The following is a 14600-nucleotide window of genomic DNA, read 5'->3' as shown; positions in this document are numbered from 1 at the left end:
GTAGTTAAATTTTTCTGCGAAAACAAATAAAAATAGGATTAAAATAAAAAATTTCTTGTGTTAAATTTTTATCGCTTTAGGATTTAGTATATAAAATTTTAATCTTATAAAGCTTTTACTCTGATGGCGCAATTGCTAATTCTTTAATCTATTGTAAAAGCAATTATTTTCATGAAAAATTTATTTTTCTTACAAACCTTTAGCCAGTTACAATCAATGCAAAATTGTTCAAACCACATTTTAAAAATTTGTGGAAGTTTAATCTTTATCTCATGCCATTTTATTTTTTCAGTTGGAGACACTTCAAGTAATTTCAATGCTTCTTTATCCATGCGTTTTATCTCTTACTCTGCATCTTTAGTGTAGAAGCATTGAGAATTTTGAAGATATGAACATTTCAAACAAATATCATCAGCTACCTCAACAACTTCAATTTCTTCACCTTCACATCTTTTTAGCACATCCATTAAATTCGCGATAAAATCTGTCTCGTAACTTTCACCAGAAAAAAAGTGTAAACAAATAAGATGATGTCCTCTAAGCCTTATCACTTTAAATATTATAATTAAAAAATCCTTTATTTAACTATCCAATTTTCATTCAAATAATGCAAAAGTATTAAAGAATCACCATCAATCTTCTTCGTACTTAAATTGAGCGATTATCACGTGTCATAGCAAATTGTCGCATGCATTCGGCTCTTGAAAGGTTCTGCGAAGCAGTTGTGCATTTTTATGAGATTGCTTCGCAGTCCTTCGGACTGCTCGAAATGTTCCGTGTTAATTTGTCAAGTATTTTTTTCCATTCATCGCAATTTCTTCATTGTATGGTATCCCACTTTTTAAAACTCCATATACCTGCCTTATTAGTTTATGGGCTACCGCTATCAATGCCTGCATCTTGCTTTTGCCCCTTTGTATCATCCTCTCATACAATGCTTTGCATGCCTTATTATATCTCATCGCTGACATCGCTGCCATATACAATATCTTCCTTATATATGCACTCCCCTTCTTCTGTATCCTCCCCTTTTTCTTTACACTCTTGCCCGATTCATATACTCTCGGGCTTATCCCTATATAACTGCCTACTGCCTTTACTCTGTCAAAATTTTCAAAACATCCAAGCATTGATACTGCTATGCATGCTGTCCTCTTGCCAACTCCAGGCACACTCTCCGCTAACTTTATCTGTTTCTCATAACTGGCCTACCGCCAATTCTTCCAATTCCTTCTCCATCTTCTGTATTGTTTCCTCTGCATTTTTTATGAGCTCGTTAAAATTTTCTATTACTGTATCTACCATTATCGGTTCATATCTTAATGCTTCTCTTTGATTCTTTAAACAATTAAGATGTTTCTGAATCTTCGCAAGGCAAGTTAATAGTATCTTAATCTTCCGCTGGGGTTCATCCATTGGCTTAAATAATCTTATCTCTTCGCAAATCTCCACACTCTCAGCTATCACTGCAGAGTCTATTTTGTCTGTCTTCGCTCTATTAAACTTTGCATCCGCAAGTTTCTTTGTCTGCAGCGGATTCAAAATTGCTACCTTATACCCTTGCTCATATAAGGCATGGGCTAATTTTAAATGATAAACCCCTGTATGTTCCATAACAACCAGTATATCCTCTTTACAGCAGTCAGGTAGCTACTTTTTCAAAGCCTTATGCAACTGCTCTGCATGATTCTTTAGATTGAAAGAAGCTCTTTTACCTTTACCTCTTTCCCTAATTGTTACTGCTATGGTATCCTTTGCCACATCTACTCCAACTATGAACTTCTCTTTTGTCATTTCTCTTCCTCCATTTGATTTTTTTGTTTTTCTTCCCTTATCCTATCATCGTGGGAACTCATTCAGGCTGTCTGAGCCTAAACCCCACTTCATCAACTTTTGAATAAAAAATTTTTAAAATCAATGAGTTATAATTTTTAGATTAGCCTACAAAATTCTCTCGCACTTTCGTAAGTTCTGAAAATCTTATCCCCTACTCCCAATATTCTAAGTATCTTTTTATGTTCCTCCTTAGCTTTGCTCATAATCCTTATTTTCTCCCCCTCTATCTCAAAACCTCCTATCCCTATCTCATAAAATTTGTCCAAACACTTCTTCAGACTGTTTTCTTTGCTCTCCCTTAACCATCCTTTCTCCTTCAACTCATCCATTAGCCTGTTTAACACTGTCTGGGCTACCACACATAAAAATATATGCGTCCTTACTCTCCTGTCTTTATAATGATATATCGGTCTTATCTCTACAAAATCCTTTAACTGCTTGAATGCATCCTCCACTGTCTGTAATTCCTTATACTGCCTCTCTATTTCTTCATCTTCTTCCTTCATTAATGTCGTCTGCAAAATATACTTCCCACACATATCATATGCCTTCTTTATAGCTTCTTGCTTTGCTATTATCTGAAATCTGCCTTCTTCGTATCTGAAATCATAATAATTCTCAGCTCCACTTTTTGTCAGTTTCCTCTGCGCCCTCCTCAGTATTTTCTCCCTGTCTCTTAGCTTTCCTCTTTCTACCATCTGCCTTACTTTTTCCAATGCCTCCCTGCCCCTTTTAAGTATACTTTCCAATGTCTCCCTGTCATGGCTTTCTCTGTATTCAGACCCACATAGTACATATCTGCTCTTTACCCCTTCCTCTTCACTTATATAGATGGTCACTGGCAACTCCTTCTGAAATATATCTAACTGTATACCCTTCTGCACTACCATTTTCTTTGCTTCCCTAAATCTCATCGCTAATATGTAGTTTATCCCCTCTCTCTCTAGATACTCTATATTCTGTAATGTCACCATCCCCCTGTCTCCTATAAATACTGCCTCCTTGATGTCGTATCTCTTCTTTAACTGACTTATTAGTCCCTTTACTGTCTCCTTATCTGATATGTTGCCTTCTATAACATCAAAATGCACTGGAAATTTATTCTCGTTCAAACATAAACACAACAATACTTGCTTTTTATCGGGCTTCCCATCCCTTGAGTATCCATATCTTGCAAGCCCCAGAGGTCCTTGACCCTCAAAGTATACTGAGGTAATATCATAAAGCAACAACTTTGTCTCTTGTGCTCCCGTCTTATAAAAATCATCTAACACATTATCCATCTTCTCATACAACTTGTCCATTGCCCTGTATATCTCATTTACATGCATATCCTCTTCCCTTAAATCAAACAGTTCCATAAAACCACTTCTTCGTATCCATCCCACTGATGCATACTTACTCCTTGGCTCTATTATCCTGTTAAGCACTACTGCCAAAAGCAAATCTCTTACCTTCTTTGGAAAATGCCTTAACCATCCCAGAAATCCTATCTTCATCATAAATCCTAACAGTAACAGTATATGCCCTACTGAAGTTGCATCCTCAAAAAACTTGTCTTTGTCCACTACAACCTTTTTCTCAGGTGACTTAAGCAGTTGCCTTATTTTGGAAATAAGAGGCTCACCTAAGTGAGTGATATTGGCAATTTTTTCATGCCTAACCTTTTTAGTTTTTTTGTCTCTGTAAGATTTAGATATTTCTTAGGTTTTGTATTTTTTACCTTTTTTGTTGACCAAGATTCTTTTACGAACATAGTTACCTCCTTTTTTATATTAGTATACAAAAATTAGACAAAAAGTCAATATTTAAGGGAATAAATAAGCAAAAATAATAAAATTAGATTAGACTACAAAATTGAATGAAAAAAGATATAACTTATTGAATTATAAAGCTTTTGATATTTTTAAAGGCTGAAAATTGATGAAGTTGGGTTAATGTTCCGTTCAGGCTTAAGGGAAGGGAGAAGGTGGTGGACAACATTGCGAACGGTCTTTAAGACCTATGACAAATCGTCCTTGCCCACCTTCTTTCTTCCTTTTATTTTAACTTATCCCTGTTTAGTGTCCATATATTTATCATACGATGACGATAAAGGGGAGTCATTGCGAGCCTGCCGACAGGCAGGCGAAGCAATCTCATAAAAATAAAGTATAGCCTCAGAAATAAAATCTCTCGCAATGTCCATATATCTAACATACGATGACGATAAGAAGGACGCCTGTTGCGAGCTGAAGGCGAGGCGACATCCCAATGAGGGGAAAAGAGAAAGCTCCCAATGAGAATTTACATATGCACAATTTAGACTAAAATTATTCCTCAGAGGAGGATAAGAGACCGTGATGTTTCATCTTTGTGCGGAGCTGTTTTCTTGAAATTCCAAGTAGTTCTGCTGCTTTGGTCTGATTCCATCCAGTTGAGTTTAATGCTTTAAGAATGAGAGATTTTTCAACTTCCATAAGATTTAATGTGTCTGACCTTGATGAAAACCATTCGCTCGTTTCCTGAATTCTTTTAGGGAGGTGTTTCATTAAAATTAATCCTGAGGGTGATAGCACAACGGCTCTTTCAATAACATTTGAAAGTTCCCTTACATTTCCTGACCAATCGTATTTTATGAGGGCTTCCATAACTTCTGGTTCAATTTGTGGGATTGGTTTGTTATTTTCTTTTGAGTATTTGCTCAAAAAGTAATTCACAAGCAAAGGTATATCTTCTTTTCTTTCCCTGAGGGGTGGAAGATTTATTCTTACAACATTTAGTCTCCAGTAAAGGTCCTCTCTGAAAGTGCCTTCTTTTATTGATTTTTCAAGGTCCTTATTGGTAGCAGAGATAACTCTGACATCTACTTTAATTCTTTGAGTGCTGCCAATTCTTAAGATTTCCTTTTCCTGCAGAAATCTAAGAAATTTTTTCTGAAGAGACATCGGAAGCTCTCCAATTTCATCAAGGAAAACTGTGCCTCCATTTGCAAGTTCAATTAATCCAATTTTTCTCTCTGTTGCCCCTGTAAATGCACCTTTTTCATGTCCAAAAAGCTCAGATTCAAGAAGATTCTCTGGGATTGTAGCACAATCTACAACAATAAATGGTTTGTCTTTCCTCGGAGAGTTTCTATGAATAGCCCTTGCCACAAGCTCTTTACCTGTACCTGTCTCGCCTGTAATTAGAACATTGGCATTGCTTTCTGAGACCATTTGCATAATGTAAAAAATTTCTTTCATTGCCTTACTTTTTCCGATTATTTCTGGGAAAGGACTTTCATCATCTGTTTTATCTGCAATCAACTTTGATTTTTTAATGGCTTCACTGATTAAATTCAAAAGTAGCTCCGCATTTACAGGTTTTACTAAGTAGTGATAAGCACCTAACTTCATTGCTTCAACCGCCTTCTCTATTGTTCCATAGGCTGTAAGCATAATTACAGGAACAGTTACGCCGTTTTGCCTCATCCATCTTAGCACATCAATTCCATCCATACTGGGTAATCTGTAATCAAGAAGAAGGCAGTCTAAGGAGAAATTTTTTAGAATTTCTATTCCTTCCTCTGCATTTGTGGCAGTGAAGACATCGTATCCTTGTTTTTTTAAAATTGCTGAGATTGCTTTTATTGCACTTATTTCATCATCAATGTAAAGAATTTTTGCCATACTATGCTCCTTTCATTGGTAACTCAATAATAAATTCTGTTCCCTCCCCCACTTTACTGTTTAATATAATACTACCTTCATGCTCATTTATAATTCTCTCAACACATGCAAGACCAAGTCCTGAACCCGTTGTTTTTGTTGTAAAAAACGGTTCAAAAATCTTATTCTTAAGCTCTTCTGGTATTCCCATGCCAGTATCTTTTATTATTATTTTAACCTTTCCATCACTCTGCTGAGTCTTTACATAAATTGTATCGCCGTCTTTAGTTGCATCAACTGCATTTACGAGAAGATTCAGCACAGCCTGCTTTATTTGATGATGGTCAAAATAAAACTCCTTAATTGAAGAGTCAAATTCAGCAACAAGATTTTTATTTTCCTCTTTGATTTCGGGTTCTACAAGCTTAATAACATCCTTTAGGGCTTGATTAATGTCTCCCTTTTCATACTTAATTGGCACTGGGCGAGCATATGAGAGAAAGCTTGTTATGAGTTCGTTAAGTCTTTCTGTCTCTCTTTCAATAATTGAAAGGAATTCTTTTAAAACTTCTCCCTGAAAATTTGACTTTAAATAAGAAGTTGATGCCTTAATTGCATTTAATGGATTTTTTATTTCATGTGCAACTGTCAATGCCATTTCAGCCATCGCAGAAGTTTTTTCAAGCTTTAGTTTTTCTTTGGTTGTTTTATCAAGCTCTTCCAATGATTTTTTTAACTTGAATATCATTTCATTGAATGTCTCTATTAAATAGCCTATCTCATCTCCGCAAGAAATCCTATATACCTCACAATCCTTACAATCAATATGATGACATGCTTTGCAGGTTTCTTTTGCCTCTTGTATAAACCAACATCTTTCTTTTCCATAGGCTGGACAATCTTTTTTTTCGCATTTAAACAAATCCTTGCATAAAACATTTGTCGGATTTTCACATATTTCAAGTTTGTCAGTCTGAATGCTTGCCATTTTATTTTTAAGTCTCTGAAGAGGCTTTACAATAACCTTTGAGAGCAAATATGATAAAACTAAAGTAAGAAAAAAGAAGAAAACACTAAGAATGTATATATAATTTCTCAGTCCCCTTGTTGCCTCATCAATGAACAGAACTATTTTATTTTCAGATATTCCAGCCCTAACAATACCAAAATAGTTATCTCCTGAAATTACTGGTAAATTTATATGAAGTATTCCTTCTCTGTCTGTTTTTTGCCATCTGCTGAAATCTGGTTTTACATAAAGCCCAAGCTGGCTTTTATCTGTGTGCCCTACTATTCTGCCATTTTGGTCTATAATCATTAAATATTCAATTCCGGGATTACTGGTAGCAAATGAGATTTTTTCATCAATAGCAAGAGGATCAAAAAAAACGAGATTATCTATTATATCCTTTGTTAGATTTTCAAGAATGTTTGATATGTTTGTGTATATCTGCTGCCTTAACAATTTCTTTTGATAGTTTAAAATAAGCAGATTTATGGAAAGCATCATAAATAAAAAAAGTATAAGAAAGGAAAAAAAAGTCTTCCAACCAATACTTAGTCCCTGAACATGTTTCAATATTCTTTTAATCGCTGAGCCTTTTAAGAATTGAAAAATCTTCATCAGTTGCCTCTTTAAAAGCCTTTGTATTGGCTTTCTTTAATAACGGTTTAACTTCATCTGATGTAATTAGCTTTTTTACTTTTTCTGTTAGCTCTTGATTTTTATTGTTAACGACAGCAAAGGGCCAATTGGGAAGATACTCGCCATAGTCAAGAATTTTTATTTTTGAAAGGTCAACCTCGTCTGACCATACAATTAGTGCAGACTCTCTTATAAATCCTGCATCTGCTTCACCTTTGTAAACGCCTATTAAAACTTTCTCCTGCCTTTTGGCATCAATTAGTTTGAAATCTCTTTGTAAATTAAATCCTTTCTTCTCTAAATAAAGTTTCTGAGAAAGATATCCACCTGCGGAAGTAGGAGAAACAATCATTATTTTTTTCCCTTTAAGATCTTCAATTTTGCTTATGTTGCTGTCTTTCCTTGTTATGATTATACCCCTGAATTTTTCTCCTCCGCATATTCCTTCATCAGTTGTGCAGTCTTCTCCGATTGTTATTGCTATAGGTCTTATTGGGTATTTTCTATAAATCAGTGAAAAAATATATGGATTTTGATAAGAGAAATGAACCTTACCAGAGCTTACAATTTCCATAAATTCTTCAAAATTTTTTGGAATAACAAGTTTAAATTCATAGCCAGTTTTTGCAGACAGATATCGCATAAGCGGGTCAAATCTTTTATATATAGTAAGGGGACTGTAAAGTGGAAGAATGGCAACTTTTATTGTTTTAGGTCCATATTCAATGTAGTCAACTCCTTTAAGATTTCTGATTATAACCCTTATATAATCAAAATCACGATCTTCAGCTAAAGCAAAATTTGCCACTCCCATTGCTTTACGAACTGTTTCATCTACTTTTTGAATAGAATCTTTAATTTTTTTAACATCTTCATTTTTTAAAGTATTTGTATGGGCGATTAAAAATCTGGGTGTAGGCTCAGATGCTTTTATAATTTTTAGTCCATCTTTAAGATACTTATTTACTGTAATTTCACTCATTGCACCTATGTCATGCTCTCCAATTAAAACTGAAAGAGCAATTCTTTGCTCCTGTCCGAGAAGTTCAACGGATTTAAAATCTTTAAATGAAATATCCAAATCCCTCAACATGGAAAATGGTATTAAGTAGCTGAATGAGGATTTTTCATCTCCTAATGCAAGCTTTTTTCCTAAGGCATCAAAAATTTTCTCAATATTTCTTCCTTCTTTGGTAACGAAAACAGTTCTCGTTTCAGCAATTCCTCCTTCAGGTTTAATAATTGGGAAAATTCTATCTTTCATCCTCCATTTAAGTTCACAGTATGTTGCAGGGTCAACAATGAGAAGATGAACTTTGTGTTGTCTGATTTTATTTTCTAAATCCTTAAAATCTTTTGCTATCTCAATATTTACAGGCTTTTGAAGAGTTAAAGAAATAAATCTTTTAAGTGGATTAAGTCTTTCATAAATTACTTTAGGTGATTCCTCTGGTAATACTCCAATTACAATTGGCTCTCCTTGAAATTCCTGAACCTGAGGATAAGTTTTTTCCTGTTCTGATGATTTACTACAAGAGAGAGTAAATAGCAAAATTAGCAAAATTAAAATTCTAAACAATTTCATGATAATAAGGATTTGTCTTTAGCTCTATCTCTATTTTTGTTTTTGGTCCATGCCCCGGATATACAACTGTATTGTGTGGAAGGTTTGCAATTTTTTTAAGTGACTGTAGCAATGCATTCATACTTCCACCTACAAGGTCTGTTCTTCCAACAGAACCAGCAAAAAGAGTGTCTCCTGTAAAAATTACTCCATCAATATAAACTGAAATACTTCCAGGAGAATGCCCGGGGGTATGAATAAATTTTAATTCTTTGCCAAATATCTGCAAAGTTTCATCATTTTCAAGCAAAATGTCAGGCTCTGGCTGAGGCTCTATTTCAATGCCAAAAAACTGAAGCGCTATCTCAGGTGAATTTCTATATATTTCAAGGTCAGCTTTATGAAGTATAATCTTTGCACCAGTTCCCTCTTTTATCTCTTTCACTGCTCCAATGTGGTCAAAATGTCCATGCGTGCAAATAATATACTTAAGATTTAATCCTTCTTCCTTTATGAAATCAAGTATCAAATCAGGCTCATCTCCCGGGTCAACTACAAAAGCTTCACTGCTTTTTTCATCAAAAACAACATAGCAATTTACAAGCAGTGGACCAACTTCAAATTTTTTGATTTTCATCCTTGCCTCCTAATCTTTTTTAAAATATAACCCAGCACCTCATGTTTCATCAAATAGCAAATCAAAAAATAAGAAACTGCTGCGATAGATATTGCACTTCCAAGCCAAATAAACTTAAGAAGCATACTTCCACTCTGAACCCAAAGAGATGGCTTAATTTCACAAACTATTTTTCCAATGCTTACTCCAACCAAAGCAGCAATTAGGCTTTTTGCAAAGGATGATGATATGGATTTTATTGAAAACTCTGGAATTTTCCTTTTTATAAATGTTGAAAGAAGCAGAAATTGCAAAGTAGCTGCCAAAGAATAAGCAAGTGCCAATCCATTGTGCTTCATTGAATGCATAAGTGCCAAAGAGCATGCAATATTTGTAAGCATTCCAGCAGTAGCACACATTACAGGAGTTTTTGTATCTTGAAAGGAATAAAAAGTTGCAGTAAATGTTCTTGAGCCAACTGTACCAATAATTCCAATGCTATAGAAAAGGAGTGCCTCTGCAGTGTTTACTGTCGCAAAATAGTCAAAAACACCCCTTTGAAAAAGCGTGTTTACAATTGGTTCTCTGAGCATCATCAAACCAATAGTTGAAGGCACAGTCAGGAAAAACAGAAATTTTAAAGCAAAGGATAAATCTTTAATAAGCTGAGTTCTATTTCCCTCAGCCACATGCTGAGAAAGTGTTGGTAGCACTGCCATTCCAACTGCAACTCCAAATACGCCGATTGGAAGCTGAATTAGCCTCATTGAATAATAAAGATATGTAACACTTCCTTCTGGAAGAAAGCTTGCAATGATGGTGCTTATAAAAATGTTTATTTGATTTACTGTCATAGCCAAAATAGTGGGAATAACAAGCAAAATAATCTTTCTCAATGCAGGATGGGGTTTTGTAAAACCCAATGCAAAGCCTGCTTTGTAAAAAGATGGCATCTGAACAAGCCATTGAAGAAGCCCTCCAACTGTTACTCCAACAGCGACAGAAACGATAGGATGAAAAAATAGACTACTGAATCCAACGACAAAAACAATCACTGCAATATTTAAAAAACATGGAGCAAGGGCTGGAACAAAAAATATATTGTTTGTATTAAGAGTTCCCATGACAAGGGATGCAAGACTTATAAAAAGCAAAAACGGAAACATCACTCTTGTAAGAAGCACTGTAAGATTGAATTTTTCAGGATTATCAGTAAAACCGGGAGCAATAAGCTTGACAATCAATGGACTGAAAACTATTCCGGCAATAGTAATCAAACCAACAACAATTATGATAAATGTGAAAAGACTCTTTACAATCTCCTTTGCCTCTTCATGCCCTTTTTTTACCTGATTCTCCTTAAGCACAGGCACAACTGCTGAGGACATTGAACCTTCTGCAAAAAGCTCTCTTAAAAGATTTGGTATTCTGAAAGCAACAAAAAATACATCACTTACACCTGTAGCACCAAAGTATTTTGCAAGAATCATGTCTTTTATATAGCCTAAGATTCTGCTGAAGGTGGTTGCTAAAGAGATTGCTCCTGCAGCTTTGACTATTTTTCCTTTAGCCATTTTTAATATTTTAAAATTTCAAGCAGGTCAAGGATGTCTTCTTGTGGAAGGTCTATTTTACGATTAGATAAAGATTCTTTTAAATCCTTTTCAAACTTCTCAATGTCTCCTTTATATGTTTGGTCAAGTTTTACAGCTTTTTTTAAAGTCTTTGATGCTTCAGAGTAAAGACCCAATTTTTGATAAGCAAGTGAAAGATAAAAATGTGCCGGAATAAGAAGAACATTTCTTGTTAAAGCTTTTTCAAAAGCCTCTTTAGCTTCATTGTATTTACCAAGTTTGTAATATGATATTCCTACGCCAAAGTATGCTTTATCTTGATTTACAAACAAGGGATTGCTTAAAGCTTTCTGAAATGCCTGAATAGCATCACTGTGCTGATTTAGTCTTTGATAGCAAACTCCGAGATTAAACCAAGCATCTGCATACTCACTGTCAATAGAAACTGCCTTAAGAAACAAATCCCTTGCCCTTTCAAATTCCTGAAACTCCATATAAACAAGAGCAAGACCCTGCAAAGCTTCCTTATTGTTTGGGTCAACCTGCAGTGCCTTGTGAAACTCAGCATAGGCAAGCTGATAATTTCTCTCAATATAATATGCGTAACCAATATCTTTGTAAAAATCCGATTCATTGACCTGTCTGATTCTTTCCTCAGACATGCAGGCTGAGAGGGATAAAAGAATAATCAATATCCAAACCCTTCGCATAATACTATTATAACACTTTTTCATAAGAGTTGAGAGACATCTCTAACATCAAAGATAGAGATAGACATGCGTCACTGCGAGCCGCTCGATTAGGCGAAGCAGTCTCTATTTTGTGGTGGGTGGATGGTAAATGGGTAAAGGAACGAGATTGCTTCGGCATCCTGATGGATACCTCGCAATGACCACCTTGTTCGTCTTTGAGAGACATTCACCTTTTCTGTCATTACTAACGAAACATAGCAATCTCATAAAAAGACTGGATTGCTTTAGGACTAAAGTATCTCGCAATCTCCATATATCTAACATAACATGACAAAAAAGTCGGTGACGCTTGAAGTGACAAAAAATTGGGAGAAGTTTTCAATTAGCACCCTCGTCGTCATTGCTATATATTCTCCCTACTCGTCATTGCTATGTACTTTCCCCTCTCGTCATTGCGATGTACTTTCTCTCTGGCATTGCTATTTATTCTCTCTACTCGGCATTGCTATGTATTTCCTCTCTTCGTCATTGCGATGTATTCTCTCTCCTCGTCATTGCGAGGGCACGAAGTGCCCGAAGCAATCTCTTTTTTCTCCATAGATAGAAAGGCGAGATTGCCTCGCAGCACTCAGGTTGCTCGCAATGACAGTAAAAATGTCTACTTTTCAAAGTCTTATTAATTTTTAGATTTCTATCGCCATTTTTAGGTCAAAAAAGAATTTGCTATAATATTTTAAAAACAGTCATAAACTGCTGCATAAAATATGTATGAGAAGATAGAATGAAAAGTGAATATTTAGGCAAAGAGTTTTATTCAAATGTTCGTTGGTTTGAACCTGATGCAGATAAGATAAGAAAAATGAGATTTGGAATTGTCATCGCCTGCATCATGCTCTCTTTTGCAATTTTATTTACCTTTACAGTTTTGTATTATGAAAATTTACAACCTGAAGATAAGCTTTTGATTGGAATATTTTCTCCCATATGGATACTCTATATAGCTCAGTTAATAAATACATACAAAATTATGGAAAACCGATTAGGATTTGACGGAGAGATGGTTTATCTTAGAGACTACAATGGAAAAATTTGGAAAGGAAAACCTTCTGAGCTTGTTTATTCAGGAAAACTTCTTGCTGGCGGAAATATATTTATTATTTATATAAAAGATAAGCACTTTAATCCCTTTTACCCTCCTGAAATTATGAGAGAAATTGACAGAATTCTTTCAAAAGCAGTCAAAATGAATCCTTTGAAATTTGAATTATCTTATGTTATCAAACATGGAAATCTTACAACTCGTCTTTTTATGCTCTATCTGTCCTTTGCTTTAATTTCAGGAACTGTTGTTCTTCTTTTGAAGCATTTCGCAAAATAAATCATAGATGGGTATAAAAACTTGGAAAGTCAAAATTTCATCAATTTCTATTTTTTAGTAATGCATAAAATTTTTAATATTTGAAAGAGCTGCAATCTAAAATCATTGATAGATAATATTATGATTTCATAAAATTTTTTCTATGCAAGAAGGCATTATCATAGTTATTGGTATTGCTATACTTTCCTTTATCTCAGGAATGCTTGGTCTTGGTGTTGCTTTTTCTGCAATTCCTTTTTTAGGACTTTTTATGAATGACCTTGTTCATCAAGTTCAGCCTTTAAGTCTTCTCCTGAATGGAGTAACTGCTCTGCTTTCAACATTTGGATTTGCAAAAAGCGGATTTGTTGATTGGAAAAAAGCGATTTTACTCTCATTGGTCACAACTGCTTCAGCACCAGTTGGAGCTTATATTGTTCAGTTTGTTGACCAAGCCTATGTTTGGATTATTTATTTTGTAGCAGTCATTTATCTTGCCTACAGATTATTTAAGCCTATAAAAAGCTCAAATGAACAGGAAAACTTCAAACTTGCATTAATTTTAGCAGTTCCAATATCTGTTTTATCAGGCTTTCTTGGAGTAGGACCGGGTTTTTTGCTTATGCCAACTCTCATTATTGTTGGATTTGAGACTAAGAAAGCTGCAGGGATTAACGCCTTTGCAGTAACGCCTCCTTCATTTTCTGCGCTACTTCCGCATCTTTCCACATCTCAGTGGAATATTAATTTAACTTTAGCGTTAGTCATAACAGGAGCTATCTTTTTTTTTAGGAGCGAGAACAACAAGCCTTTTTGTTCCAAGCGTGAGAGTTAAACAGATATTTGCAATTTTGATTCTTGTTGTAACAGCATACAAAATTTTCACTTTGCTTAAATAAAAAATTTTTTTCTTGACAAATGAGAATGATTTTCATTAACATAAAACAGTTAAAACAAAAGGAGGTGATAAAATGCCTTGGGGTGACAGAACAGGACCTTTTGGAATGGGTCCAAGAACAGGCAGAGGATGGGGTTATTGTGGAGGTTCTGCTCAAACAGGATTCGGATTGGGTAGGAAGAGAAGATGGTGTGCAAGATTTTTTGGAGGTTTTGGAAGAGGCTGGAGATGGCTTGCGGATTTGCCCTTTTTCGGAGGAGTTAAAGAAGAAGAGATTCTGAAAAGAGAGGCTGAACTTTTGAGACAGGAGCTTGATGCTATACAGAAGAGATTAAGTCAACTTGAGAAAAAAACTGAATAAGCCGGAGGAAAAGCCTCCGGTTAATTTTTTAGGAGGTATAAGATGAAAAGAGTAGGAATTTTAAAATGCAAAATGATTGGTGAACAAAATTTATGTCCCGGAGATGCAAAGTGCTTAGTTGCTTTTTCTCGCAAGGAAGGAGAATTTGAAAGGTATAAAGGAGAGGATGTAGCAATAGTTGGAATTATGGATTGCGGAGGATGTGAAGGTCAGAAAAACAGGGTAGTATGCAGTCTTGCTTTATTAAAAATGCATCTTTCAGCTCTTAAAGAAAATGTTGATGTAATTCATGTTGGAACATGTATCATGAAGTTCTGTAAGAGAAAAGATGACATAATAGCAGCAGTCAAGGAAAAAGCAGGAGTAGAAGTTATTGAAGGCACACATCCATATGCACCACCAAAAATTTTTGGCAGTTAGGAGGGAAA

The 14600-nt window shown here is 35.0% G+C and carries 15 protein-coding genes and 1 pseudogene; 4 read left to right on the top strand and 12 right to left on the bottom strand.

Annotated features, from left to right (window positions below; all coding sequences use genetic code 11):
• Positions 1 to 143 precede the first annotated feature (143 nt).
• The 12 genes and pseudogenes from ACYQ3P_RS03880 to ACYQ3P_RS03825 form a co-directional block, all read right to left on the bottom strand.
• Positions 144 to 551 (bottom strand): annotated as a pseudogene (locus ACYQ3P_RS03880) (DUF1284 domain-containing protein).
• A 228-nt stretch (positions 552 to 779) separates the two neighbouring features.
• Entirely contained in the window at positions 780 to 1172 is a 393-nt protein-coding gene (locus ACYQ3P_RS03875) for a transposase (RefSeq protein WP_460176154.1), read from the bottom strand.
• A gap of 25 nt (positions 1173 to 1197) precedes the next feature.
• Positions 1198 to 1623, bottom strand: coding sequence for an IS110 family transposase (locus tag ACYQ3P_RS03870; RefSeq protein WP_460178042.1), 426 nt, complete (start codon positions 1621 to 1623; stop codon positions 1198 to 1200).
• A gap of 27 nt (positions 1624 to 1650) precedes the next feature.
• Positions 1651 to 1794, bottom strand: a complete 144-nt coding sequence (locus tag ACYQ3P_RS03865; protein ID WP_460176393.1) for a hypothetical protein — start codon at positions 1792 to 1794, stop codon at positions 1651 to 1653.
• Positions 1795 to 1931: 137 nt separating this feature from the next.
• Positions 1932 to 3434, bottom strand: a complete 1503-nt coding sequence (locus ACYQ3P_RS03860) for an IS1634 family transposase (RefSeq protein WP_460178041.1) — start codon at positions 3432 to 3434, stop codon at positions 1932 to 1934.
• A gap of 29 nt (positions 3435 to 3463) precedes the next feature.
• Positions 3464 to 3592, bottom strand: a complete 129-nt coding sequence (locus tag ACYQ3P_RS03855) for a hypothetical protein (protein WP_460176633.1) — start codon at positions 3590 to 3592, stop codon at positions 3464 to 3466.
• Between the two features lie 556 nt (positions 3593 to 4148).
• Entirely contained in the window at positions 4149 to 5486 is a 1338-nt protein-coding gene (locus tag ACYQ3P_RS03850) for a sigma-54-dependent transcriptional regulator (protein WP_460176632.1), read from the bottom strand.
• 1 nt (position 5487) lies between these two features.
• Positions 5488 to 7089, bottom strand: coding sequence for an ATP-binding protein (locus tag ACYQ3P_RS03845; RefSeq protein ID WP_460176631.1), 1602 nt, complete (start codon positions 7087 to 7089; stop codon positions 5488 to 5490).
• Positions 7052 to 8695 carry a phosphate/phosphite/phosphonate ABC transporter substrate-binding protein gene (gene phnD / locus ACYQ3P_RS03840; RefSeq protein ID WP_460176630.1) on the bottom strand — a complete coding sequence of 548 codons (1644 nt, stop codon included), beginning with the start codon at positions 8693 to 8695 and terminating at the stop codon, positions 7052 to 7054. The genes ACYQ3P_RS03845 and phnD overlap by 38 nt, the downstream gene beginning before the upstream one ends.
• A complete protein-coding gene (locus ACYQ3P_RS03835; RefSeq protein ID WP_460176629.1) occupies positions 8682 to 9311 on the bottom strand; it encodes an MBL fold metallo-hydrolase in 630 nt (209 codons plus the stop codon). Before ACYQ3P_RS03835 ends, phnD begins: the two co-directional genes overlap by 14 nt.
• Entirely contained in the window at positions 9308 to 10864 is a 1557-nt protein-coding gene (gene murJ, locus ACYQ3P_RS03830; protein WP_460176628.1) for a murein biosynthesis integral membrane protein MurJ, read from the bottom strand. The genes ACYQ3P_RS03835 and murJ overlap by 4 nt, the downstream gene beginning before the upstream one ends.
• A gap of 2 nt (positions 10865 to 10866) precedes the next feature.
• On the bottom strand, positions 10867 to 11574 hold the full coding sequence (locus ACYQ3P_RS03825; RefSeq protein WP_460176627.1) for a tetratricopeptide repeat protein: 708 nt from the start codon (positions 11572 to 11574) through the stop codon (positions 10867 to 10869).
• A 763-nt stretch (positions 11575 to 12337) separates the two neighbouring features.
• On the opposite strand from ACYQ3P_RS03825, the gene ACYQ3P_RS03820 reads away from it, so the two are divergent.
• From ACYQ3P_RS03820 to ACYQ3P_RS03805, 4 genes are all read left to right on the top strand, one after another.
• Positions 12338 to 12934, top strand: coding sequence for a hypothetical protein (locus ACYQ3P_RS03820; RefSeq protein WP_460176626.1), 597 nt, complete (start codon positions 12338 to 12340; stop codon positions 12932 to 12934).
• A gap of 142 nt (positions 12935 to 13076) precedes the next feature.
• Complete coding sequence (locus tag ACYQ3P_RS03815; protein WP_460176625.1) at positions 13077 to 13748, top strand: sulfite exporter TauE/SafE family protein; 672 nt, start codon at positions 13077 to 13079, stop codon at positions 13746 to 13748.
• A 136-nt stretch (positions 13749 to 13884) separates the two neighbouring features.
• A complete protein-coding gene (locus tag ACYQ3P_RS03810; protein WP_460176624.1) occupies positions 13885 to 14172 on the top strand; it encodes a DUF5320 domain-containing protein in 288 nt (95 codons plus the stop codon).
• Between the two features lie 42 nt (positions 14173 to 14214).
• Positions 14215 to 14592 (top strand): CGGC domain-containing protein, encoded by a 378-nt coding sequence (locus tag ACYQ3P_RS03805; protein WP_460176623.1) that lies wholly within the window; start codon positions 14215 to 14217, stop codon positions 14590 to 14592.
• The last annotated feature ends 8 nt before the right edge of the window (positions 14593 to 14600 follow it).

The sequence above is a fragment of the Thermodesulfovibrio hydrogeniphilus genome (assembly GCF_054657355.1).
This window is presented reverse-complemented; position numbering and strand designations above follow the sequence as displayed.

Excerpts from the sequence above, each read along its gene's own strand:
- ACYQ3P_RS03835 (WP_460176629.1), bottom strand. The coding sequence starts at position 9,311 with ATGAAAATCAAAAAATTTGAAGTTGGTCCACTGCTTGTAAATTGCTAT.
- murJ (WP_460176628.1), bottom strand. The coding sequence starts at position 10,864 with ATGGCTAAAGGAAAAATAGTCAAAGCTGCAGGAGCAATCTCTTTAGCA.
- ACYQ3P_RS03855 (WP_460176633.1), bottom strand. The coding sequence starts at position 3,592 with ATGTTCGTAAAAGAATCTTGGTCAACAAAAAAGGTAAAAAATACAAAA.
- ACYQ3P_RS03815 (WP_460176625.1), top strand. The coding sequence starts at position 13,077 with ATGCAAGAAGGCATTATCATAGTTATTGGTATTGCTATACTTTCCTTT.
- ACYQ3P_RS03865 (WP_460176393.1), bottom strand. The coding sequence starts at position 1,794 with ATGACAAAAGAGAAGTTCATAGTTGGAGTAGATGTGGCAAAGGATACC.
- ACYQ3P_RS03825 (WP_460176627.1), bottom strand. The coding sequence starts at position 11,574 with ATGCGAAGGGTTTGGATATTGATTATTCTTTTATCCCTCTCAGCCTGC.
- ACYQ3P_RS03810 (WP_460176624.1), top strand. The coding sequence starts at position 13,885 with ATGCCTTGGGGTGACAGAACAGGACCTTTTGGAATGGGTCCAAGAACA.
- ACYQ3P_RS03845 (WP_460176631.1), bottom strand. The coding sequence starts at position 7,089 with ATGAAGATTTTTCAATTCTTAAAAGGCTCAGCGATTAAAAGAATATTG.
- ACYQ3P_RS03850 (WP_460176632.1), bottom strand. The coding sequence starts at position 5,486 with ATGGCAAAAATTCTTTACATTGATGATGAAATAAGTGCAATAAAAGCA.
- ACYQ3P_RS03820 (WP_460176626.1), top strand. The coding sequence starts at position 12,338 with ATGAAAAGTGAATATTTAGGCAAAGAGTTTTATTCAAATGTTCGTTGG.
- ACYQ3P_RS03805 (WP_460176623.1), top strand. The coding sequence starts at position 14,215 with ATGAAAAGAGTAGGAATTTTAAAATGCAAAATGATTGGTGAACAAAAT.
- phnD (WP_460176630.1), bottom strand. The coding sequence starts at position 8,695 with ATGAAATTGTTTAGAATTTTAATTTTGCTAATTTTGCTATTTACTCTC.